Source organism: Tomitella gaofuii (genome assembly GCF_014126825.1).
GTDB lineage: Bacteria > Actinomycetota > Actinomycetes > Mycobacteriales > Mycobacteriaceae > Tomitella > Tomitella gaofuii.
Genome location: NZ_CP059900.1, coordinates 2576592 through 2598710 on the forward strand (window position 1 = coordinate 2576592; position 22119 = coordinate 2598710).

Here is a 22119-nt window from a genome sequence, read left to right on the forward strand (position 1 = left end):
GACGCGGTGATGCTCCGCGACGAGCACCGCCTGCGGCGGCGCATCGACGGCGCACCCGCACTCGCCGAGCTTGCCGCGGTGGACGACCTGATCACCGCCTCGCAGCAGCGCGTCGAACGCAGACGCGCGTCGGCGCCCGCGGTCTCCTATCCCGAGGCGCTGCCGGTGAGCGCCCGGCGCGACGACGTCAAAAAGGCCATCGCGGAGAACCAGGTGGTCATCGTCGCCGGCGAGACCGGCTCCGGCAAGACCACGCAGCTGCCGAAGATGTGCCTGGAGCTGGGCCTGGGTGTGCGGGGCCTGATCGGACACACCCAGCCGCGCCGCATCGCCGCGCGCACCGTCGCCGAACGCGTCGCCGAAGAACTCGACAGGCCCCTGGGCGACACCGTCGGTTACACAGTGCGCTTCACCGACCACGTCACCGACGACACGTTGATCAAGGTGATGACCGACGGCATCCTCCTCAACGAGATCCAGCGCGATCGGATGCTGCGGCGCTACGACGTCCTCATCATCGACGAGGCCCACGAGCGCAGCCTCAACATCGACTTCATCCTCGGATACCTCAAGCAGCTGCTGCCACGGCGCCCCGACCTCAAGGTCATCATCACCTCGGCCACCATCGACCCGGAACGCTTCGCCGAGCATTTCGCCGTCGACGGCGCTGCGGCGCCCATCATCGAGGTCTCCGGGCGCACCTTCCCCGTCGAGATGCGGTACCGCCCGCTCACCGTCGAGCGCGGCACCGCCGATGCGCCGATGCTCGTGGATCGGGATCCGCTCGAAGCGATCGGCGCGGCGGTGGACGAACTCGTCGCCGCCGGGCCGGGCGACATCCTGGTGTTCCTCGCCGGCGAACGCGAGATCCGCGACACCGCCGACGCCTTGCGCGAGCGCCGATACCGGAACACGGAGATCCTCCCGCTGTACTCGCGACTCTCGGCCGCCGAGCAGCACCGCGTGTTCACCGCCCACACCGGCCGGCGCATCGTGCTGTCCACCAACGTGGCCGAAACCTCCCTGACCGTCCCCGGGATCCGGTACGTCGTCGACCCCGGCACGGCCCGGATCTCCCGGTACTCGGTGCGCACCAAGGTGCAGCGGCTGCCGATCGAGCCGATCTCCCAAGCCTCCGCGCGCCAGCGCGCCGGTCGGTGCGGTCGCGTCGCGGACGGCATCTGCATCCGTCTGTATTCGGAAGACGACTTCGAAGCGCGTCCCGCCTTCACCGAGCCGGAGATCCTGCGCACCAACCTCGCCGCAGTCATCCTGCAGATGACCGCGCTGGGCCTCGGCGACCTCGCCGCGTTCCCCTTCGTCGAACCCCCCGACCCGCGGGCCGTGCGGGACGGCCTGACGCTGCTCGAAGAGCTCGGCGCCATCGTCCGAGGCGGGCAGACCGGGCGTGGCGCGCAGCACCGGCTCACCGACACCGGCCGGTCGCTCGCGCGGCTGCCGGTGGACCCGCGGATGGGCCGCATGCTGCTCGAGGCGCAGCGCACAGGGTGCCTGCGTGAACTGCTGATCATCGTCTCCGCCATCTCGATGCAGGACGTGCGTGAGCGGCCCGCCGACCACCAGCAGGACGCCGACGCCCGGCACGCCAGGTTCGCCGTGAAGGGGTCGGACTTCCTGGCCCGGCTGCGGCTCTGGGACTACCTGCGCGAGCAGCGCAATGCGCTGGGCTCGAGCGCGTACCGCAGGATGTGCAAGGCGGAGTACCTGCACTTCATGCGCATCCGGGAGTGGCAGGACCTGCACGGGCAGTTGCGGCAGATCGCGCGCGAGATGGGCTGGCAGGCCAACGATGCGCCGGCGTCCGAAGACACGATCCACCAGGCGCTGCTGTCCGGCCTGCTGTCGCACATCGGCGCCCGCGACGGCGACAAGCGCGACTACCTGGGGGCCCGCGGCGCCCGGTTCGCCATCTTCCCCGGGTCGAGCCTGTTCAAGGGCCAACCGCGGTGGGTGATGGCCGGAGAACTCGTCGAGACCTCCCGGCTGTGGGCGCGCGAGGTGGCCCGCATCGAGCCCGAATGGGTGGAGAAGCTCGCGCCGGACCTTGTCAAGCATTCCTACTCCGAGCCGCACTGGTCGATCAAGCATGCCGCGCCGATGGCCTACGAGAAGGTGACGCTCTACGGCGTCCCGCTCATCGCGCGGCGGCTCGCACCGTACGGCCGGGTGGACCGGGAGGCTTCGCGCGACCTGTTCATCCGCCACGCGCTGGTGCAGGGAGAGTGGCGGTCCGACCACGCCTTCCTCACGCACAACCGATCGCTGCTCGAGGACGCGCTCGACCTGGAGGACCGGGCCCGCCGGCGCGACATCGTCGTCCGCGACGACGACCTGTTCGACTTCTACGACCGACGCCTGCCCGCCGACATCGTCTCCGGCCGCCATTTCGACTCCTGGTGGAAGAAGGCGCGGCGCACCGACCCGGCGCTCCTCGACTTCACCGCGGACACCGTCACCAACGACGACGCCGATACCGTCGCAGGCGCCGACTATCCCGACGCCTGGCTGCAGGGCGGAGTGCGCCTCGAGTTGGACTACCGATTCGAACCCGGCCACCCGGAGGACGGCGTGACCGTGCGGGTTCCCGTGGAGCTTCTCCCGCAGGTGCGCACGGCCGGGTTCGACTGGCTCGTGCCCGGCATGCGCGAGGAACTCGCCACCACACTCATCCGCTCACTGCCCAAACAGCTGCGGCGCGCGGTGGTCCCCGCACCCGACTTCGCCGCGGCGGCGCTCGCGCGCGTGCAGCCCCGATCGGAGCCCCTGGTCAATGCGCTGGCACGGGAACTCTCTCGACTCGGTTCGTGCCGTATCGCGCCGGAGGACTTCCGCAGCGCCGCGTTGCCCGACCATCTGCGCGTCACATTCGCGGCGGTCGACCGGCGCGGCCGTGAGCTCGGCCGCTCCAAGGACCTCACCGAGCTGCGGACCCGGCTGGCGCGCCACATCAGCGACACCGCTGTGCGCGACGGCCAGGAACACGCGCGGCCGGCCGCGACGGTGTGGACGTCCGAAACGCTCGGCGACGTGCCCGAACAGGTGACAAGCGAGGTGGCGGGCCAGAAGGTGGTGGGGTTCCCGACGCTGAGTGTCCGGGAACCGGCGACTCCGGCAGGTCCGGCTGCAGTGGCGGTCACGGTGGTGTCGACGCGCGCGGAACAGTCCGCCGCGATGCGCACCGGTACGCGTCGACTGCTGCTCAATGCGGTTCCGGGAGTGGGCAAGCGCCTGCTCTCGATCTTGTCGACGGCGGACCGCCTCGTCGCCGGGCAGTACCCGTTCGGCGGGCTCGACGGGCTCGTCGCCGACGTGCACGAGTGCGCCGTCGACGAGGCGATGATGCGGGCGGGCGGGCCCGTGCGTGATCCGGATGCGTTCGAGCGCTTGAAGAGCGCGGTCGGCCCCGCTGCGCGTGCCGCAGAGCCGGCCATCGTCACTGCCGCCGTGGAGATCGTCCGTCGCCGGGACGAGCTGCAGGTGAGGCTCGGCGAGGCGGCCGCGTCGACGGCGGTGTCCGAATCGACGGTGGACGACGTCCGCCAGCAGCTCGCCGACCTGGTCCGGCCCGGCTTCCTGCTGGAGGCGGGCAGTGCTCGTGCCGCCCAGATCCCGCGGTACCTGCGCGCGGCGACCCTGCGTCTCGAATCCGCACCGACCTCCGGACCGCGCGAACACCAGGGCATGGATACGCTGGATCGCGTGTACGGGGCGCTGGAACGCTATCTTGCACACTGCCCGCCGGGCTCCGCCGAGTCGCCCGCCGTCCAGGAAGTGTTCTGGATGATCGAGGAACTGCGTGTGGGACTCTTCGCGCAGAAACTGGGGACCGCTCGGCAGGTCAGCGAGAAGCGCATCCTGCGCGCCATCGACACGCTCCCCCGCTGACGACGCGCTGATCGCGTCACCGTGCGGGCGCGGGTTCCTCCGATGCGGCCCCGTCGGCCCCTTCGCGGTGCAGCCGCAGCTCTTCTATCGCGGTTTCGAAGTCCTCGGCCGAGCTGAACGAGCGGTAGACCGAGGCGAACCTGAGGTATGCGACCTCGTCGAGGTCACGCAAAGGGCCCAGGATGGCCAAGCCGACCTCCTGGCTCGGGACCTCCGGGGAACCGGTGGCGCGGATGGTCTCTTCCACCGTCTGCGCAAGCAGGTGCAGAGCGTCATCGTCCACGTGCCTGCCGCGGCAAGCGCTGCGGACGCCCCGTACCACCTTGGCCCGGCTGAACGGCTCCTTGACCCCGCTGCGCTTGACCACGTAGAGAACGGCGGTCTCCACCGTGGTGAACCGACGCCCGCAATCCTGGCACTGCCGCCGACGTCGGATCGCCTGTCCCTCGTCGGCTTCGCGCGAATCGACCACGCGGGACTCGGGGTTCCGGCAGAACGGACAGTGCATGGGGGCTCCTTCATCGCTGCTGCCCATGCGCGGCGCGGTCACACCGTCCCGGGGCCGTCCATCCTGGTGCGCGCGCATATCAGCTAGCGGTCACTTTCTCCACGCCGATGATACGGGAAAGCACGAAGGGGACCGACGCCACCGATCGTCCGGCCGCCACGATGCCGCAGGCCTCGCCGCCGCGCGGAGCGTCATCGTCCGTACGCCCACGGCACCACCAGACTCTGGCCGGCGTGGACGGCCGCACTGTCGAGCCCGTTGAGCGCGATGATGCGATCCACCATCTGACCGACAGGGACGTCGGGGGCCGCCTGCCGCGCAATCGAACTCAGCGTGTCACCGGACGAGACCTCGACAGTGTTCACATCGCCGGGCATCGTCGTGGCGCCGATCGACCGCACCTGCGCGGCAGCGAGAATGACGAGGGCGAGCAACACGGCGACCGCGACCGCCGCGACCAGCCCGCGCCTGTCGGCCACCCCCACTGCGGGGGCGTGCCCCGCCGTGGACATCCGCACGGCGCGCCGGGGAAGTACCGCCGGAGTCCCGGCGGGACGCCGCCAGACCTCCGACCTGTCGATCCCCCGCCGGCGGAGAGGCCGGCGAAGTTCATACGGTGCGCCCGCCACCTGTGCACGGGCCCCGCCCATCGTGCGCCCCGAAGCGCTCTGCCGCTCCACCACAGCGTTCATGCCAGCCTCCCGGTTCCGCCGCCGATGCGTCCGCACCGGCTTCTCCATGCCGCCGTCCCGGTCGCTCGTCTCCGCGCCCCACCGAAGCACCTTCGCGCGCCGGCGACGGTCATTAGTACATGTGTTCGCTCGCCTGTGCATGCTATCGCCCACTCATTCGATAGATCAAGGGTTCGACAGAATCCCGCTCGCGCAGCGCACGCGGGCTCGCCACGGCGCCCCGCCGAAGCAGGGGAAGGACCGCGCCGCGACGCGCGAGTCGGCCGGTTCGCGATTCCGTTCGATGTACACACGTTCGGGTTGTATCAACCCGAACCGACAAAACCACCCGCCCGTGCCCGCCACCTGCGCCGACCGCACCCTCGACCACCGCCGACGGACGCGGTCGGCACTGCGCGCCGCGCGAGACACACGTCGAACAGATGTTTGTCGATTCCGCCGATCGGCGCTACATTCGAATCACGCCGCAACCCCTGCGGGGAAGGGCTTCGCAAGGCACGGACGCCGCTGCGGGGGACGGGCCGGATCCCGAGCGGGGGCGCACCGGCGGATTGTCGCGATACAGCAGGGAGGACCAGGGCCGATGGCGAAGAAGGACTTCAATGTGGCACTGGACGGCGGGAGGCCGTCCATCGAGTCGCTCACCGACCGCCAGCGCAAGGTGCTCGAGGTGATCCAGACCTCGGTCCGCGAGCGCGGCTACCCGCCGAGCATCCGCGAGATCGGCGATTCGGTGGGGCTGGCCTCGACGTCGTCGGTAGCGCACCAGCTGCAGTCCCTGGAAAAGAAGGGGTTCCTGCGCCGGGACCCCAATCGTCCGCGCGCCGTGGACGTCCGCGGGGTCACGCCGCTCCGGTCGGCGGAGGATGCGCCGGAATCCGGCCCGGCGGCCGACGGCGCGGACGCGCCGCCGCGGCCCGAGCCCACCTTCGTACCGCTCGTGGGGCGGATCGCCGCCGGCGGCCCGATCCTCGCCGAGCAGAATCAGGAGGACGTCTTCCCGCTGCCCAAGGAGCTGGTGGGCAACGGCACGTTGTTCATGCTCAAGGTCGTGGGCGAGTCTATGGTGGACGCGGCGATCTGCGACGGCGACTGGGTGGTGGTGCGCCAGCAGAGCGTCGCCGACAACGGCGACATCGTCGCGGCGATGCTCGACGGCGAGGCCACCGTCAAGACCTTCAAGCGCGACGGCAAGAACATCTGGCTGATGCCGCACAACCCGCACTTCACCCCCATCCACGGCAACGACGCGACCATCCTCGGCAAGGTGGTCACCGTCATGCGGAAGGTGTGACGCTGTGACGAATTCCAGTGCGGCATCGCACGCGCCCCGGCCCGGTGGGTCGGTGGGCGCCGGGACGCCCGGCGCGGTCGCAGACGGCACCGGTTCCGGCGACTCGGCGGTGGACGTGATCGCGCGGGCGGCACGCGAGGGCCTGCCCACGGTGACGATCCGCCGCCAACTTCAGTGGCCGGACACCGACGCATCCGGACACCAGCACTTCTCCGTGGTGCGCCAGTGGGCTGAGGAGGCCGAGGGCGAGTTCCTCGAGTCCATCGCCCGGCCGGAACTACTCAAACACCTGCCGCGGGTGCGCTACGAGGCCGATTTCCGGCAGCGGATGTGGCTGCGCGAGAACCTCGAGGTGCGCTTCGCCGTCGTCGCCGTGGGCGCCTCGTCGGTCACCTACCGGTTCGCCATCATCGGCGCACGCGGAACGGCGGCCGACGGGACCATGATCGCCGTGCACACCGATGGCAGCGAGGGCGGCCCCGTGCCCTGGCCCGACGACCTGCGCGCCGCGTTCACCGGTTCCCTCCCCCCTGCGATCTGACAGCGCTGCGATCTGAACGCCGGATAGTCCGTCCCCCTGTCCAAACCGAGTCCGGGCGCGCCCGGCCTTCCGGACAGTGCCGCGCGCCCGGCTATCCCGCCAGCGCCGCGCGTGCGGCCTCCCGCGCTGCGGGCGCGCTCGGCGCCCAGGACCTCGACGCGTGAGCCGGTCTGGCGCGCGCAAAGGCCCCGCGCGCTAACCGCCCTGGGCGCCGTCCACGGTGTACGGCGCGAGGGCGGCGGCCAGCGCGCGGGGCACCTCCGCTCCGATCTCCGTGCCCTCGGCGCCGTGCCGCTCGGAGTCCACGGTGCCCTCGGCGTGGATGCGCGCCACGAGGTCCCCGCGCGAGTACGGCACGAGGACGTCGACGCGCACCCCCGGCCCCGGGAGCCGCTCGGTGAGGTGCGCCCGCAGCTCTGCGATGCCCTCCCCGGTGTGTGCGGAGACGAAGTGTGCGCCGTCGAGCACGCCGCGCAACCGCGTGAGTTCCACCGTGTCGGCCGCGTCGATCTTGTTCACCACCAGCAGCTCCGGCGGCGCGTCCGCGCCGGCCTCCCGCAGCACGTCGGCGATGACCTCGTTGACAGCCCGGATCTGCTCGAGCGGGAACTCGTCGGAGCCGTCCACGACGTGCATGAGCAGGTCCGCCCCCGCGACCTCCTCGAGCGTGGAGCGGAAGGCCTCCACCAACTGGGTGGGCAGGTGGCGCACGAAACCGACGGTGTCGGTGAGCACGGCCTCGCGTCCGTCGTCGAGCACGGTGCGCCGCGTCGTCGGGTCGAGCGTCGCGAACAGCGCGTTCTGCACGAGCACCCCGGCGCCGGTCAGCGCGTTGAGGATGCTCGACTTGCCCGCGTTGGTGTAGCCGACGATCGCCACCGACGGCACGCCGGTGGTGTGGCGGCGGTGGCGTTTGACGTCGCGGGCGTTCTTCATGTGGGCGATCTCGCGGCGCAGCTTCGCCATCCGCGAACGGATGCGCCGCCGGTCGGTCTCGATCTTCGTCTCGCCCGGGCCGCGCAGGCCCACGCCGCCGTTACTGCCCGCACGGCCGCCCGCCTGGCGCGACATCGACTCGCCCCAGCCGCGCAGCCGCGGCAGCATGTACTCCATCTGCGCGAGCGACACCTGCGCCTTGCCCTCGCGGGAGGTGGCGTGCTGGGCGAAGATGTCGAGGATCAGCGCGGTGCGGTCCACCACCTTCACTTGAACGACCTTCTCCAAGCTGGTCAGTTGCGCGGGGCTGAGCTCGCCGTCGCAGATCACCGTGTCCGCCCCCGTGGCCATGACCACCTCACGCAGCTCCGCCGCCTTGCCGGAGCCGATGTAGGTGGACGCGTCGGGACGGTCGCGCCGCTGGATCAGCGCTTCGAGCACCGTCGACCCCGCCGTCTCCGCCAGGGCGGCGAGCTCGGCCATGCTCGTCTCCGCCTGCGCCGCGGTGCCCTCGGTCCACACCCCCACCAGCACCACGCGCTCCAGGCGCAGCTGGCGCTGCTCCACTTCGGTGATGTCGGCGAGCTCTGTCGACAGCCCCTCCACGCGGCGCAGCGAGCTGCGTTCGGCCAGCTGCATCTCACCGAGCGAGGGCTCCTGCGCTCCGCCGCTGCTCGCGTGCACCTCGTCTGACACCGTCCGGTCCGGCTCGTCCGATCCCGTCATCACGCGGCCCCGGCGTCGACTGGCCGCGCGGCGTTCTGCGCATGTCGCCACCAGCGATCGTCGACGACCCCCGACGCCACGAGTACCGACGGCCCCTCGAGAACGGCGCGGCCGTCCACTCCGATCGTCACCGTCACGGCGCCGCCCGGCACGCCGACCTCGACGGTTCCGGCGGACACGTTCTCCGCGCGCAGCGCCGCGAAGGCCGCCGCGACGGTGCCGGTGCCGCACGAGCGTGTCTCCCCCACGCCCCGCTCGTGCACGCGCATGGCGACGGCGCCGGCGCGCAGCGGCGTCACCACCTCCACGTTGACGCCGTCCGGGAACAGTACCGCGTCGAAAGCGGGCGCGGACGCGATGTCGAGTTCCGCGAGCCCCGCCTCATCGAGCCCGGCCACCACGCTGACCAGGTGCGGGTTGCCCACATCCACCGCCACACCCGGCAGTGTCGTGCCGCCCGCACCGCCCAGGACCACCGAGGAATCCCCGAATCCCCTCACCGGGCCCATCTCCACGGACACCCGCGCCTGCGCTGCGAAGTCCCGCGGGCCGGCCATCGTCACCGCCCGAGCGCCGGCGCGGGTTCCGACAACGAAGGCGTCACGCTCCTCACGGCCCGAGGCGCACAGGTAGTGCGCGAACACGCGCACGCCGTTGCCGCACATCTCCGCCGCCGACCCGTCCGCATTGCGGTAGTCCATGAACCAGTCGTCCTCGCCGACCCCCTCGGGGAGACCGGGCGCGAGGACGCCCGCCGCCCGCAGCGCACCGGCACGTGCGACCCGCAGGACCCCGTCCGCCCCCAGCCCGCGGCGCCGGTCGCACAGCGCCGCCACCGCCGCGGGCGCGAGGTCGATCCGCGCGTCGTCGTCCGGCAGCACCAGAAAGTCGTTCTCCGTGCCGTGCCCCTTGACGAAGTCCATGGTTCACAGCGTAGTTCGCGTCGACGGAGGTCATGCGGCGCGGGATCGCCCGGGGATGGGAATCGCGCACGATCCGCGCTACGATTTCACTAGGCAATCGATAATTTTCACATTGTGGAAACTTAGGCGACATTCGCACCGTGCCGGAGCCCTCCGGACCGGACGCATCGACTGCCCCCGTCACCCCGAAAGCGAGGAAGCACCGTGACCGATCGCGAAACCATCGGCGGCATCCAGGTCGACCGAGTCCTCTACGACTTCATCAACGACGAGGCGCTGCCCGCCGCCGGCGTCGACAAGGACGCGTTCTGGCAGGGCACGGCGCAGATCTTCGCGGACCTCGCCCCGAAGAACCGCGCACTTCTGGACACCCGCGCGCAGCTGCAGAAGAAGATCGACGAATACCACGACGCGGCCCCGGGCCCGGTGGACCCGGCCGCGTACAAGAAGTTCCTCACCGACATCGGCTACCTCGTCGACGAGCCGGCGCAGTTCTCCATCACCACCGCCGACGTGGACACCGAGGTCACCGAGACGCCCGGCCCGCAGCTGGTGGTCCCGGTGCTCAACGCCCGCTTCGCGCTCAACGCCGCGAACGCGCGCTGGGGATCGCTGTACGACGCGCTGTACGGCACCAACGCCATCCCCGAGGACGGCGGGGCCGAAAAGGGCTCCGGCTACAACAAGGTGCGCGGCGACAAGGTGATCGCCTGGGCGCGCGGGTTCCTCGACGACGTGCTTCCGCTGGCCGAGGGCAGCCACGCCGACGCCGTCACGTACGCCGTGGACGGAGAGTCGGTGCAGGTGACGCTGGCCGGCGGGGCCACGACGGGCCTGCAGGACCCCGGCGCGTTCGTCGGCTACAGCGGCGACGCGTCCGCGCCGACGGGCATCCTGCTGCGCAACAACGGCCTGCATCTGGAGATCCAGATCGACCCCGCCGACCCGATCGGCAGCACCGACGCCGCGGGCGTCAAGGACATCTGCATGGAGTCCGCCGTCACCACGATCATGGACTTCGAGGACTCCGTCGCCGCCGTCGACGCGGAGGACAAGGTCCTCGGCTACCGCAACTGGCTGGGCCTGAACACCGGCACGCTCACCGAGCAGGTCACCAAGGGCGGCAAGACGTTCGAGCGCACCCTCAACCCGGACCGCACCTTCACCTCCCCCGGCGGCGGCGAGCTGACCTTGCACGGGCGCTCGCTGAACTTCGTGCGCAACGTGGGCCACCTGATGACGAACCCCGCCGTCGTCGACGCCGACGGCGCCGAGCAGCCCGAGGGCATCCTCGACGCCATCGTCACCAGCCTGTGCGCCATCCCCGGGCTGGGCGCGGGCAACGCGCTGGGCAACAGCCGCACCGGTTCGGTCTACATCGTCAAGCCCAAGCAGCACGGCCCGGACGAGGTCGCCTTCACCACCGAGCTGTTCGCGCGCGTCGAGCAGGTGCTGGGCTTGCCGGAGAACACGCTCAAGGTGGGCATCATGGACGAGGAGCGCCGCACCACGGTCAACCTCGCGGCGTGCATCAAGGCCGCGGCCGCGCGCACCGTGTTCATCAACACCGGCTTCCTCGACCGCACGGGCGACGAGATCCACACCTCGATGCACGCCGGTGCGATGATCCGCAAGGCCGAGATGAAGAAGTCCCACTGGATGACCTCATACGAGGACTGGAACGTGGACAAGGGCCTGGCCTGCGGTCTTCCCGGGCACGCCCAGATCGGCAAGGGCATGTGGGCGATGACCGAGCTCATGGCCGAGATGCTCGAGCAGAAGATCGGCCAGCCCATGGCCGGGGCCAACACCGCCTGGGTGCCCTCGCCCACCGGCGCCACCCTGCATGCCACCCATTACCACCGGGTCGACGTCTTCGCGCGGCAGAAGGAGATCGCCCCCAGCGTGCCGCGCGTTTCGGTGGACGACATCCTGCAGCTCCCGCTGGCCCCGGCCACCGACTGGAGCGACGAGGAGAAGCGCAACGAGGTGGACAACTCCTGCCAGTCGATCCTCGGCTACGTGGTGCGCTGGATCGACCACGGCGTGGGCTGCTCCAAGGTGCCGGACATCAATGATGTCGACCTCATGGAGGACCGGGCGACGCTGCGCATCTCCAGCCAGCTTCTGGCCAACTGGGTGCGCCACGGGATCGTCACGGCCGACTTCGTCGTCGAGTCGCTCAAGCGCATGGCCGCGGTGGTCGACCGCCAGAACGCCGGCGACGCCGACTACAAGCCCATGGCGCCGGACTTCGACACCAACATCGCGTGGCAGGCCGCCAAGGAACTGATCCTCGAGGGCCGGGACCCCAACGGCTACACCGAGCCGATTCTGCACCGCCGCCGCCGCGAGTACAAGGCCGCCAACGGCCTGTGACCGTCGCCTGACGGCCGAACCGGACACGTCGGCCCCGCATCGCCCCGCGGCGGTGCGGGGCCGACGCCTTCCAGAGCCACGACCGCCCCTGAGCACGCAATGCCGTTCGCCGGGCGTCACCCGGCGGCGAGCCGCGTGACCGCCTCCCGCAACAGCGGGATCACCGCGTCCCGCCGGTCCTTGCTGAACCGCGACGCGGGCCCCGACACGGACAGCGCGACGGGCGCGGACGACTCCGTCGCGGCGGCCACGCACCGCACGCCCATCTCCTGTTCCGCCTCGTCGAACGCGTAGCCGAGCGTACGGATCTGATCGAGCTGCGCGAAGAACTCGGCCTCGGTGGTGAGTGTGTTCGGGGTGTACTTGGTCATGGCGTTGCGCCGCAGGATGCCCCGGACCGCCTCGTCCGGCAGCCCCGCCACCAGCGCCTTGCCCACCGCCGTGCAGTGCACGTCCACCCGCCGGCCCACCTCGGTGAACATCCGCATCGAGTGCCGCGACGGCACCTGCGCCAGATACACCACCCGGTCGCCGTCGAGCATCGCCATGTTCGCCGTCTCGCCCGTCCGCTCCACCAGCGAGGCGAGCGTGGGCCGTACCCAGGAACCCAGCAGCCGCCCAGCGCTGTCGCCCAGGCCGACCAGCTTGGCTCCCAGCGCATACCGCCGGGACGGCTCCTGCCGGACGTATCCGGCGTCGCGGAGCGTGGCCATCAGCCGGTGGATCGTCGGCAGGGGCAGGCCCGTGCGTTCGGCCAGGTCGCTCAGTGTCGCGGTGCCGCCGCCGTCCGCCATCTCCTCGAGCAGCTGCAGCGCACGATCCACCGATTGCACGCGGCCGGGCGAGCGCACGGCCGCGCCGCCGGAATCAGGGTGCGCACCGTCGGTCATGGTCGCGATCCTATGCTCCGCCACACCCGGGCTCCGCGTTCCACTCGGCGACGGCCCTGTCCACCAGGCCGGGTGCGGCACCGTCCAGCCAGCGCACCCTGCCGTCCTTGCGGAACCACGAGCGCTGCCGGCGCACGTACCTGCGCGTGCCGGCTTCGGTGAGCGCCACGGCCTCATCGCGGTCGAGTCCGCCGTCGAGCAGCGCGAGCACCTGCTGGTATCCGATGGCACGGCGCGCGGTGACCCCCTCGCGCAGCCCCGCCCCGAGCAGCCCGCGGACCTCCTCGACCAAGCCTTCGTCGAACATCGCCCGGGTGCGCGCGGCGATCCGCGCATCCAGGTCCGCGGTGTCGCGGTCAATCCCCAACATGACGGTGCCCCACCGCGGATCCCCGATGACGGGCTTGGACGCGGCGTACGGGCGCCCGGTGATCTCGACCACCTCGAGCGCGCGGACGATGCGCCTGCCGTCGGTCGGCAGGATGTGGTCCGCGGCGTCCGGGTCGGCCGCGCGCAGCTCCCCGTGCAGCGCCGCCGCACCCGTCTCCGCGAGACGCGCCTCCCACCGCCGCCGCACCGCCGGGTCCGTGTCCGGAAAACGCCAGCCGTCGATGAGCGCCTGCACGTACATCATCGAGCCGCCCACGATCACGGGAACGCGCCCGCGCCCCCGGATCCGCTCGACGTCCTCGCGCGCGGCGCTCTGGTAGGCGGCGACCGACGCGGTGTCCCGCACGCCCAGCACGTCGATCTGATGGTGGACGATGCCGCGGCGCTGCGCGGGCGGCGTCTTCGCGGTGCCGATGTCCATGCCCCGGTACAGCTGCATCGCGTCGATATTGACGATCTCGCCGCCGAGCCGTTCGGCCAGCTCCAGTGCGAGGTCCGATTTGCCGGTGGCGGTGGGCCCGATGACCGCCACCGGTCGGGGGCCGACCGTCACACCGACCACAGCCCCGTGTAGTAAGCGACGCCGTACGGCCACTGCACGGACTGGTGGCCCGTCTGCACGCGGTCGTCGCCGACGAGGCCCGCCGCCACCTGCAGGGGCGCCCGCACATCGAGGCCCACCCGGGCGCACTGCCGCGGATCGAGGCGGATCAGCGCCGCGGCGTCGCCGTCCGTCAGCGCCGCGGCGACCTCGTCCGCCAGCGGCCGTGCGCGTTGGTCGAAGGCGCCGGGCGCCTTGGCGGTGAGCGTCGACGGCCCGTCCCCGATCACCAGCACCCCGGTGCGTTCCGGGCGTGCGTCGATCTCCCGCCGCAGCGCCCGCCCCGATTCCACGCACTTCTCCCGCGGTGCCGCACGTCCCACGCGCATGCCCCGCACCGGGTGCCGGGGACGCAACTCCGGCGCCACCGCGCCGCGCAGCCACCCGGCGATCAACAGCGGGAGCGCCATCGACGCGGCGGGTGCGGACTCCGCGCCGCCGTCCAGCGTCACCCGCACGTCCACGCCGAATCCGACGAAGCTGCCCGTCGACGGCGCCGCCGGGTAGCGGGAGATGCCGTCCTGGGGCAGCCCGTCGCCCGCCTCTCCCGCGCCGACGACGAACCATGCGTCCGCGCCGGCGGACATCGCGCCCACCGTCGCCAGCACACGCCCGCGCAGCTCCGGCAATGCGCCCTCGGCACCGCCCACGCGCGGAACCAGCAGCGGGGTCGCAGGGACTACGCACACAGAGGTCAGCACGATCGTCCACGCTAGCCGATCGTCCGCGTCCGCCCCGCGTGACGCCGCCGGCGCCGCCGACAGCGCCGCCGGCGGCGTCCCCGACGGAGCACTGGCGAGCCCCGGGTCGCGGGATCGTTGCGGGTTTCGATGGTCACCGAACGCGCGAACAGGTTGAATGGTCACCGGAAACCCCACCGGGCCGGGTGCGCGACGCATTCCGGCCGGCAGCATCGGCAGCCGTGACGCGCGGCAGAGACGAGGTCCCATGAACAGCAACGAGAACCCGTCCGGGACGGGCGAGGATCCGGGCGCGGCCGCCCGCCCCGTGCCGGGGCCCGGGCCCGCCCGGCCGCAGGCGCCGGGGCCGGACCGCGTTCCCCGTCCGGCACCGGTTCCCGGGCGCCCCGCGCCCACGCCCAACGCCGTCGCCGAGCACCTGCTGCCGCCGCACCCGAATCCGGAGGCGCACGTGGCGCACGTGCCCACGGTGCCCGCCAACGATCCGGCGAAGTGGGGCCGGATCGACGAGGACGGGGCAGTCTGGGTGCGCACCGCCGACGGTGAACGCAAGATCGGCGAATGGCAGGCCGGCGATGCGGACGAGGGCCTGGCGCACTTCGGCCGCAAGTATCAGGACCTGGCCACCGAGATCGAGCTCCTCGAATCCCGGATCGAATCCGGCACCGCCGACCTGGGCAAGACCCGCTCCAGCGCGCAGGCGTTGCTCGAGTCGGTGCCCACCGCCGCGGTGATCGGCGACGTCGATGCGCTCACCCGCCGTCTCGAGACCGTCTGCGCGCACTGCGACGTCGCCGTCGACGAGGCCCGCAAGCGTAAGGACGCCCGCCGCACCGAACAGATCGCGCGCAAGGAGGAGCTGGCCGACGAGGCCGAGAAGATCGCCGCCGAGGGCACCCAGTGGAAGCAGGCGGGCGACCGGTTGCGCGCGATCCTCGACGAGTGGAAGACGATCCGGGGCATCGACCGCAAGACCGACGACCAGCTGTGGCGCCGCTACTCCAAGGCACGCGAGGCGTTCAACCGCAGGCGCGGCTCGCACTTCGCCGAACTCGACCGCCAGCGCGCCGGCGCCAAGCACAAGAAGGAGGACCTGGTCCAGCGCGCCGAGGCGCTGGCCGATTCCACCGACTGGGGGCCGACGGCCGGCGCGTTCCGCGACCTTATGGCCGAGTGGAAGCAGGCAGGCCGCGCCCCGCGGGAGATCGACGACGCGCTGTGGGCGCGGTTCAAGGCCGCACAGGACACGTTCTTCGGCGCCCGCAAGCAGATGAACGCGGAGATCGACGCGGAATACGCGGAGAACGCGGAGGCGAAGGAGCAGCTGCTCGCGGAGGCCGAGCGCATCGACCCCGCCGCCGACCTGGACTCCGCTCGCGCGGCGCTGCGCGGCATCCAGGACCGCTGGGAATCGCTCGGCAAGGTGCCCCGGGACCGCATGCACGGGCTCGAAGCCCGCATCAGGGCCGTCGAGACCCGGGTGCGCGAGGCCGCCGACGCCCAGTGGCGCCGCACCGACCCCGAAGCGCTCGCACGCGCCGCGCAGTTCCGCGAACGGGTCGAACAGTTCGAGGAACAGGCGCGCAAGGCGGAGGCCGCGGGCCGCTCCGGCGACGCCGAGAAGGCGCGCGCACAGGCCCGGCAGTGGCGCGAATGGGCGAACACGGCCGAGACCGCCGTCGACGACCGCTGATCCGCCCACGCGAACGGCTCCGGCGCCCCCGCATGCATGTGCGGGGGCGCCGGACTTCGCACGGCCGACCCCGCACACGCGGCGCCGGTGCCGGCGGAATCAATCCTGGTAGGGGGCCTCGGGGCGTCCCAGCCGCGCCTGATTCATCCACGCGTCCTCGTCCTCGGCCGCGTGCTGTCGACGCTCCTCCTCCGCCGCCAGCTGCAGCGACGTCTTCGACCAGGCCACCCCCACCCACAGGTAGGTGAGCACCACCAGCAGAATGAGACCGGCGACGATGCCGACGCCCGGACCGGACAGGTCCGCCAAGGCGGCGTCCTGCGCGTCGAGGACCCCGCTGGGGGTCTGCCGCGACCAGATCGCCAGCACGCCGAGGAAGATCCCGACGGCGCAGCCGGCGGCCGTCACCCATGCCAGCGTCCACCGGCGCGTCAGCAGCGTGATCATTCCGGTGAACGCGCCGAAGACCAGGGCGAACCACACGAACAGCTGCGAGGTGATCGCGACCGCCTCCCCCTGCGCCGCATCGTCGTGCACCAGCACGTCCCACCCGTTGACCGAGCCGGTGTGCGGGAGCAGGAACGACGCCAGCAGCAGCAGGATGGCGACGGCGATGCCGACGCTGCGCATGCCGGGGTCGATCTCCCCGGCGACCTTCTTCTCGGCCTTGTCGAAGTCCTTCTGGAAGTGCTGAAGGTCCTCGGGAATCTGATCGCTCATCGCCCTGTCCTCATCGCCCTGGTCTCGGCCCTGTTCTCGTCGCTTCCCGGCCTCACGCCGGTACGGTCACCGCTGCCGCGCGCGGGCACGCCGACTCCCCATACTCCCACGCGCCTCCGTGCGGGGCCATGGCGCCGGAGCGCACGTCCGCTCACAGCCCGCAGCCGGGGCGACCGGCGCCGCCGGCGCGGCAGGCGCACCCACCGACGGCATGCCCAGCCCCACCCCCACCGGCGCGGTCTTCGGCGACCGGCCCGCCTCGTACGCGTCGCCCGCGCGCGTGCGCCTGTGTGCGCGCACACCGGAGTCCGCGATGAGATGGTGCGGTGCGGCATCGGTGACGGTGACGGTGACGAAGTCGCCGGGACGGATCGCCCCGGATCCCCCGTTCGCACCGGCCGCCTCGCCGCGCCGCGGATCGAAGTGCACCAGCCGGCCGTCGCGTGCGCGCCCGCTCATCCGCTCGGTGGCCGCGTTCTTGCGCCCCTCGCCCGCGGCCACCAGCAGCTCCTCCTCGCGCCCCACGCGGGTGGCGTTCTCCGCCAGGCTCACCTGCTCCTGCAGGGCGATCAGTCGCTCGTAACGCTCCTGCACGACGTCCTTGGGCACCTGGTCCGGCATGTCGGCCGCCGGCGTCCCGGGGCGGATGGAGTATTGGAATGTGAACGCGCTCGAGAACCGGGCGCGGCGCACCACCTCGAGCGTCTCCTGGAAGTCCTCTTCCGTCTCGCCGGGGAAGCCGACGATGATGTCGGTGGTGATCGCAGCCTCCGGCATCGCGGCGCGCACCCTGTCGATGATCCCGAGGAACTTCCGGCTCCGGTACGACCGCCGCATGGCGCGCAGCACCCGGTCGGAGCCGGACTGCAATGGCATGTGCAGCTGCGGGCACACGTTGGGGGTCGCGGCCATCGCGTCGATGACGTCGTCGGTGAACTCGGCCGGGTGCGGCGAGGTGAAACGCACGCGCTCGAGCCCGTCGATGTCCCCGCATGCGCGCAGCAGCGCCGCGAAGGCGCCCCTGTCGCGCGGGAGCGCCGGATCCGCGAACGACGCGCCGTAGGCGTTGACGTTCTGCCCCAGCAGCGTCACCTCCTGCACGCCCTGGTCCACGAGCGCGCGCACCTCCGCGAGGATGTCGCCGGGCCGCCGGTCGACCTCCTTGCCGCGCAGCGTCGGAACGATGCAGAAGGTGCACGTATTGTTGCAGCCCACGGAGATGGAGACCCACCCCGAATAGGGGGAATCCCGCCGTGCCGGGAGCGTGGAGGGGAACGCCTCGAGCGACTCGCGGATCTCCACCTGCGCGCGCTCGTTGTGCCGGGCACGCTCCAGCAGCGCCGGCAACGAGCCGATGTTGTGGGTGCCGAAGACCACGTCCACCCACGGCGCCCGGTCGACGACGATGCCGCGGTCCTTCTGCGCCAGGCATCCGCCCACCGCTATCTGCATCTCCGGATTCGCGTCCTTCGCCGGCCGCAGGCGCCCGAGGTTGCCGTACAGCTTGTTGTCCGCGTTCTCGCGCACCGCGCAGGTGTTGAACACGACCAGGTCAGCGGCGCCGTCGCCCGCCGATTTCACGTAGCCGGCGTCCTCGAGCAGGCCCGCCAGCCGCTCGGAGTCGTGCACGTTCATCTGGCAGCCGAACGTCCGGATCTCGTAGCTGCGGGCGTGCGGCCTCACCGACCGCACGCCCGTGCCGCCCGCGGGCGGCACCTGGTCGCTGGGAAGATCCGACATGACCCGTTGTTCCTCGTTTCCTGGTTTCCTCGATACCGACGGCGCCGGGCGGGCAGCCCCGCCGGCGGCCGCTTGCCGCGGCCGCACCCCGGCCGGCCGATGCGATTCGCGTGCGCGGTCCGTGCGCCGTCACGGCCGGACAGCCTCTAGTGTAAAGACCCATGACGACGACCGATCCGGCCACCGGTCCCGCAGGGGCCCCTCCGGCCACGCCGATGATCGATATGCGCTCCGTCGACAAGCACTTCGGCGACCTGCACGTGCTGCGCGGCATCGATCTGCAGGTGCCCGCCGGCCAAGTGCTGGTGCTGTTGGGCCCCTCCGGCTCGGGCAAGTCCACCCTGTGCCGCACGATCAACAGGCTCGAGACCATCGACTCGGGCACGATCAGCATCGACGGCACACCGATGCCCCGGGAGGGCAAGGACCTGGCGCGCCTGCGCGCCGACGTCGGCATGGTGTTCCAGCAGTTCAACCTGTTCGCGCACAAGACGGTGCTGCAGAACGTCATGCTGGCGCCCATGAAGGTCCGGGGCACGGACAAGGCCGCCGCCCGCACCCGCGCGCACGAGCTGCTGGCGCGCGTCGGGGTGGACAGCCAGGCGGACAAGTATCCGGCGCAACTGTCCGGCGGCCAGCAGCAGCGCGTGGCCATCGCCCGCTCTCTCGCGATGGGCCCCAAGGTGATGCTCTTCGACGAGCCGACCTCCGCGCTGGACCCGGAGATGGTCAACGAGGTCCTCGAGGTGATGGTCGAGCTGGCGCACGAGGGCATGACGATGATCGTCGTCACCCACGAGATGGGTTTTGCCCGGCAAGCCGCCGACCGGGTGATCTTCATGGCCGACGGCGCGATCGTCGAGGACACCACCCCCGACGCGTTCTTCGACTCGCCCCGGACCGACCGCGCCCGCGATTTCCTCAGCAAGATCCACGGACACTAGCGGACCGTGGGCGTCCGACCCGGCCCCCGTCCAGCCCCGATCCCCCGCACGACCGCGTTCCCCGCGGACGAGAGGCTCCTCATGCACCTGACACCACGCCGCCGCCGCAGGCTCGTCGCAGCGCTGGCAGCGGCACTGTCCGCCGTCATGCTCTCGGCGGTGGCCGGCTGCGGCAGCACCGAGCCGCGCGACCCGCTCGCGGATGCGCGCGACGGCCACCTCACCATCGGCGTGAAGTTCGACCAGCCCGGACTGGGACTGCGCGAGCCGGACAAGGAGATGACCGGCTTCGACATCGAGGTGGCCGAATACATCGCGCAGTACCTGGGCGTGCCGCCCGACGGCATCACATGGAAGGAGGCCCCCTCGCCGCAGCGCGAAACGCTGATCAAGAACGGCGAGGTGGACTTCATCGTCGCCACCTATTCGATCTCCGAGTCGCGTCTGCGGGCCGTCGACTTCGCGGGCCCGTACTACATCGCCGGCCAATCGCTGCTGGTGCGCAAGGACGAAACCGACATCACCGGCCCGGAGTCGCTGGAGAACGGCAAGAAGCTCTGCTCCGTCGCGGGGTCCACGTCGGCGCAGAACGTCAAGGAGATGTATCCGGGCGTGCAGCTGCAGCAGTTCGACAGCTACTCGTCGTGCGTGGAGGCGCTCTCGCGCGGCAAGGTGGACGCGCTGACCACCGACGACATCATCCTCGCCGGCTACGCGGCGCAGTACCCCGGCGAGTTCAAGCTGGCGGGCGAGGCGTTCACCACCGAGAAGTACGGGGTGGGCCTGGCCAAGGGCGAGGACGCGGCACGCGACGCCATCAACGATGCCATCGAGGACATGATCGACACCGGCGCGTGGCGGGCCGCGTTGGAGAAGACGATGGGCAAATCCGGCTTCCCGCTCCCCGACCCCCCGCAGGTGAACCGGTACTGATGACCCTCCGCCACCGCATCCACGTATCCGTCCAGGGAGGTGACCGGCAGTGAACTCGCTCTTCGACACGTACGGCGACGCGATGCTCGACGCGTTCTGGGTGACCATCCGGCTGACGTTCTGGTCCGCCATCGGCGCCACGGTCTGGGGGACGATCCTCGCCGGCATGCGGGTCTCGCCCGTCCCGGTGCTGCGCTTCGCCGGCACCTGGTACGTCAACCTGTTCCGCAACACCCCGCTGACGCTCATCATCGTCTTCTGTTCGGTGGGGTTGTACCAGAACCTGGGCATCCACTTCACCAGCGAGAGCTCACCGACGTTCATCCGCGACAACGGCTTCTGGCTGGCGGTGCTCGGTTTCGTCCTCTACACCTCCGCCTTCGTCTGCGAGTCGCTGCGGTCGGGCATCAACACGGTCCCGCTCGGGCAGGCCGAGGCCGCGCGGTCGCTGGGCCTCGGCTTCCGCCAGACCCTCACTCTGGTGGTGCTGCCACAGGCGTTCCGCTCGGTGATCGCACCGCTGGGCAGCGTTCTCATCGCGCTGGTGAAGAACACGACGATCGCCTCGGCGATCGGCGTGGCCGAGGCAGCGCTGCTGATGAAGGAGATGATCGAGAACGAATCGGACCAGTTGTTCTCCGTGTTCGGCATCTTCGCCGTCGGCTTCATGATCCTGACCCTGCCGATCGGATTCGTGTTCGGCTACGCGAGCAAGAAGTTGGCGGTGAAGCGGTGAGCAGCGAACCGAGCGTTCTGTACGACGTCCCCGGCCCGCGCGCACGGTGGCGCTATCGCATCGTCGCGGTGGTGTTCTGCCTGGTGGTGGTGGTGCTGGTGGGCCTCGCCGCCCGCACGCTCGCAGACAACGGCCAGTTCGAGGCGCGCAACTGGGAACCGTTCACGATCGGCACCACGTGGACGACCTACCTGCTGCCCGGCCTCAAGGGCACCCTGCTGGCCGCGGCGATCTCGATCGTTTTCGCCCTGATCCTCGGGGCGGTGCTGGGCATCGGCCGGCTGTCGGCGCGCCGCCCGGTCCGGTGGGTGTGCGGGGCGGTCGTGGAAGTCTTCCGCGCGATCCCCGTGCTCATCATGATGATCTTCGCCTACCAGGTGTTCGCGTTCTACGGCGTGTTCCCCTCGGGCCAGCTGCCGCTGGCCGCCGTCGTCGTGGGGCTGACGCTGTACAACGGGTCGGTGATCGCGGAGATCCTGCGGGCCGGCATCCTGTCGCTGCCGCCGGGACAGCGCGAGGCCGCGTCGTCGTTGGGTCTGCGCCGCGGTCAGACGATGCGCATGATCGAGCTTCCGCAGGCCGTGACGGCGATGCTGCCGGCGCTGGTCTCGCAGATGGTGATCGCGCTGAAGGACTCGGCCCTGGGCTATCAGATCGGCTTCATCGAGCTGATCCGCAGCGGCCAGCAGTCCGCGTCCTACTACCGGAACTTCTTCGCCGCGCTGATCGTGGTGGGTGTGATCATGGTGGCAATCAACTTCGCGTTGACGACGTTCGCGACGTGGCTCGAACGGCGCCTGCGCACCCGCGGCGCGGGTTCCGGCCGCGCCGCCGGGGCGCCGGCCGTCGCCGCGGCCGACGCGGAC

Annotated in this window: 17 protein-coding genes and 1 pseudogene; 9 read left to right on the forward strand and 9 right to left on the reverse strand. The window is 71.2% G+C overall.

Going from position 1 to position 22119, the window contains the following annotated elements:
* The first annotated feature begins 9 nt into the window (after positions 1–9).
* Positions 10–3906 carry an ATP-dependent RNA helicase HrpA gene (gene hrpA, locus H4F70_RS11985; protein WP_235681549.1) on the forward strand — a complete coding sequence of 1299 codons (3897 nt, stop codon included), beginning with the start codon at positions 10–12 and terminating at the stop codon, positions 3904–3906.
* Positions 3907–3922: 16 nt separating this feature from the next.
* Here hrpA and nrdR read toward each other — a convergent pair whose 3' ends face one another.
* On the reverse strand, positions 3923–4414 hold the full coding sequence (gene nrdR, locus H4F70_RS11990; RefSeq protein WP_182357364.1) for a transcriptional regulator NrdR: 492 nt from the start codon (positions 4412–4414) through the stop codon (positions 3923–3925).
* 191 nt (positions 4415–4605) lie between these two features.
* Positions 4606–5106 (reverse strand): LysM peptidoglycan-binding domain-containing protein, encoded by a 501-nt coding sequence (locus H4F70_RS11995; protein WP_182357365.1) that lies wholly within the window; start codon positions 5104–5106, stop codon positions 4606–4608.
* 583 nt (positions 5107–5689) lie between these two features.
* Between H4F70_RS11995 and lexA the strand changes: the two genes are divergently transcribed.
* Positions 5690–6400: a transcriptional repressor LexA gene (lexA, locus tag H4F70_RS12000; protein WP_182357366.1), complete on the forward strand. Its 711-nt coding sequence runs from the start codon at positions 5690–5692 to the stop codon at positions 6398–6400.
* A gap of 4 nt (positions 6401–6404) precedes the next feature.
* On the forward strand, positions 6405–6941 hold the full coding sequence (locus H4F70_RS12005) for an acyl-CoA thioesterase (protein WP_182357367.1): 537 nt from the start codon (positions 6405–6407) through the stop codon (positions 6939–6941).
* A 195-nt stretch (positions 6942–7136) separates the two neighbouring features.
* Here the strand turns inward: H4F70_RS12005 and hflX are convergent, their stop codons facing one another.
* A complete protein-coding gene (gene hflX / locus H4F70_RS12010; RefSeq protein WP_182357368.1) occupies positions 7137–8603 on the reverse strand; it encodes a GTPase HflX in 1467 nt (488 codons plus the stop codon).
* Positions 8603–9526, reverse strand: coding sequence for a diaminopimelate epimerase (gene dapF / locus H4F70_RS12015; RefSeq protein ID WP_182357369.1), 924 nt, complete (start codon positions 9524–9526; stop codon positions 8603–8605). Before dapF ends, hflX begins: the two co-directional genes overlap by 1 nt.
* Positions 9527–9730: 204 nt before the next feature.
* On the opposite strand from dapF, the gene H4F70_RS12020 reads away from it, so the two are divergent.
* A complete protein-coding gene (locus H4F70_RS12020) occupies positions 9731–11905 on the forward strand; it encodes a malate synthase G (protein WP_182357370.1) in 2175 nt (724 codons plus the stop codon).
* 116 nt (positions 11906–12021) lie between these two features.
* Here the strand turns inward: H4F70_RS12020 and H4F70_RS12025 are convergent, their stop codons facing one another.
* From H4F70_RS12025 to H4F70_RS20600, 3 genes are read right to left on the reverse strand one after another with little or no spacing between them, the layout of a single operon-like run.
* Entirely contained in the window at positions 12022–12795 is a 774-nt protein-coding gene (locus H4F70_RS12025; protein ID WP_182357371.1) for an IclR family transcriptional regulator, read from the reverse strand.
* Positions 12796–12805: 10 nt separating this feature from the next.
* Positions 12806–13738, reverse strand: coding sequence for a tRNA (adenosine(37)-N6)-dimethylallyltransferase MiaA (gene miaA / locus H4F70_RS20595; protein ID WP_182360374.1), 933 nt, complete (start codon positions 13736–13738; stop codon positions 12806–12808).
* A complete protein-coding gene (locus tag H4F70_RS20600) occupies positions 13735–14487 on the reverse strand; it encodes a class III extradiol ring-cleavage dioxygenase family protein (protein ID WP_182357372.1) in 753 nt (250 codons plus the stop codon). Before H4F70_RS20600 ends, miaA begins: the two co-directional genes overlap by 4 nt.
* A gap of 247 nt (positions 14488–14734) precedes the next feature.
* On the opposite strand from H4F70_RS20600, the gene H4F70_RS12040 reads away from it, so the two are divergent.
* A complete protein-coding gene (locus tag H4F70_RS12040) occupies positions 14735–16180 on the forward strand; it encodes a DUF349 domain-containing protein (RefSeq protein ID WP_182357373.1) in 1446 nt (481 codons plus the stop codon).
* Between the two features lie 99 nt (positions 16181–16279).
* On the opposite strand, the gene H4F70_RS12045 is transcribed toward H4F70_RS12040, so the two are convergent.
* Positions 16280–16900, reverse strand: coding sequence for an Rv2732c family membrane protein (locus H4F70_RS12045; RefSeq protein ID WP_182357374.1), 621 nt, complete (start codon positions 16898–16900; stop codon positions 16280–16282).
* A 66-nt stretch (positions 16901–16966) separates the two neighbouring features.
* Positions 16967–18640, reverse strand: coding sequence for a tRNA (N6-isopentenyl adenosine(37)-C2)-methylthiotransferase MiaB (miaB, locus tag H4F70_RS12050; protein ID WP_182357375.1), 1674 nt, complete (start codon positions 18638–18640; stop codon positions 16967–16969).
* A gap of 215 nt (positions 18641–18855) precedes the next feature.
* Between miaB and H4F70_RS12055 the strand changes: the two genes are divergently transcribed.
* The 4 genes and pseudogenes from H4F70_RS12055 to H4F70_RS12070 form a co-directional block, all read left to right on the forward strand.
* On the forward strand, positions 18856–19584 hold the full coding sequence (locus H4F70_RS12055; RefSeq protein WP_182347723.1) for an amino acid ABC transporter ATP-binding protein: 729 nt from the start codon (positions 18856–18858) through the stop codon (positions 19582–19584).
* A 147-nt stretch (positions 19585–19731) separates the two neighbouring features.
* The gene (locus tag H4F70_RS12060; protein ID WP_182360375.1) at positions 19732–20517 is read left to right on the forward strand and encodes a glutamate ABC transporter substrate-binding protein; all 786 of its coding nucleotides are present in this window, start codon (positions 19732–19734) and stop codon (positions 20515–20517) included.
* A 49-nt stretch (positions 20518–20566) separates the two neighbouring features.
* Positions 20567–21253 (forward strand): amino acid ABC transporter permease, encoded by a 687-nt coding sequence (locus H4F70_RS12065; protein ID WP_182357376.1) that lies wholly within the window; start codon positions 20567–20569, stop codon positions 21251–21253.
* Positions 21250–22063 (forward strand): annotated as a pseudogene (locus tag H4F70_RS12070) (amino acid ABC transporter permease); the annotation flags it as partial. The gene H4F70_RS12065 and the pseudogene H4F70_RS12070, both read left to right, overlap by 4 nt.
* Between the last annotated feature and the right edge of the window lie 56 nt (positions 22064–22119).

Bases quoted from the DNA above. Each gene is read 5' to 3' on its own strand.
- hrpA (WP_235681549.1), top strand. From the start codon at position 10: ATGCTCCGCGACGAGCACCGCCTGCGGCGGCGCATCGACGGCGCACCC.
- nrdR (WP_182357364.1), bottom strand. From the start codon at position 4,414: ATGCACTGTCCGTTCTGCCGGAACCCCGAGTCCCGCGTGGTCGATTCG.
- H4F70_RS11995 (WP_182357365.1), bottom strand. From the start codon at position 5,106: ATGAACGCTGTGGTGGAGCGGCAGAGCGCTTCGGGGCGCACGATGGGC.
- lexA (WP_182357366.1), top strand. From the start codon at position 5,690: ATGGCGAAGAAGGACTTCAATGTGGCACTGGACGGCGGGAGGCCGTCC.
- hflX (WP_182357368.1), bottom strand. From the start codon at position 8,603: ATGACGGGATCGGACGAGCCGGACCGGACGGTGTCAGACGAGGTGCAC.
- dapF (WP_182357369.1), bottom strand. From the start codon at position 9,526: ATGGACTTCGTCAAGGGGCACGGCACGGAGAACGACTTTCTGGTGCTG.
- H4F70_RS12025 (WP_182357371.1), bottom strand. From the start codon at position 12,795: ATGACCGACGGTGCGCACCCTGATTCCGGCGGCGCGGCCGTGCGCTCG.
- H4F70_RS12040 (WP_182357373.1), top strand. From the start codon at position 14,735: ATGAACAGCAACGAGAACCCGTCCGGGACGGGCGAGGATCCGGGCGCG.
- H4F70_RS12045 (WP_182357374.1), bottom strand. From the start codon at position 16,900: ATGAGCGATCAGATTCCCGAGGACCTTCAGCACTTCCAGAAGGACTTC.
- miaB (WP_182357375.1), bottom strand. From the start codon at position 18,640: ATGTCGGATCTTCCCAGCGACCAGGTGCCGCCCGCGGGCGGCACGGGC.
- H4F70_RS12055 (WP_182347723.1), top strand. From the start codon at position 18,856: ATGATCGATATGCGCTCCGTCGACAAGCACTTCGGCGACCTGCACGTG.
- H4F70_RS12060 (WP_182360375.1), top strand. From the start codon at position 19,732: ATGCTCTCGGCGGTGGCCGGCTGCGGCAGCACCGAGCCGCGCGACCCG.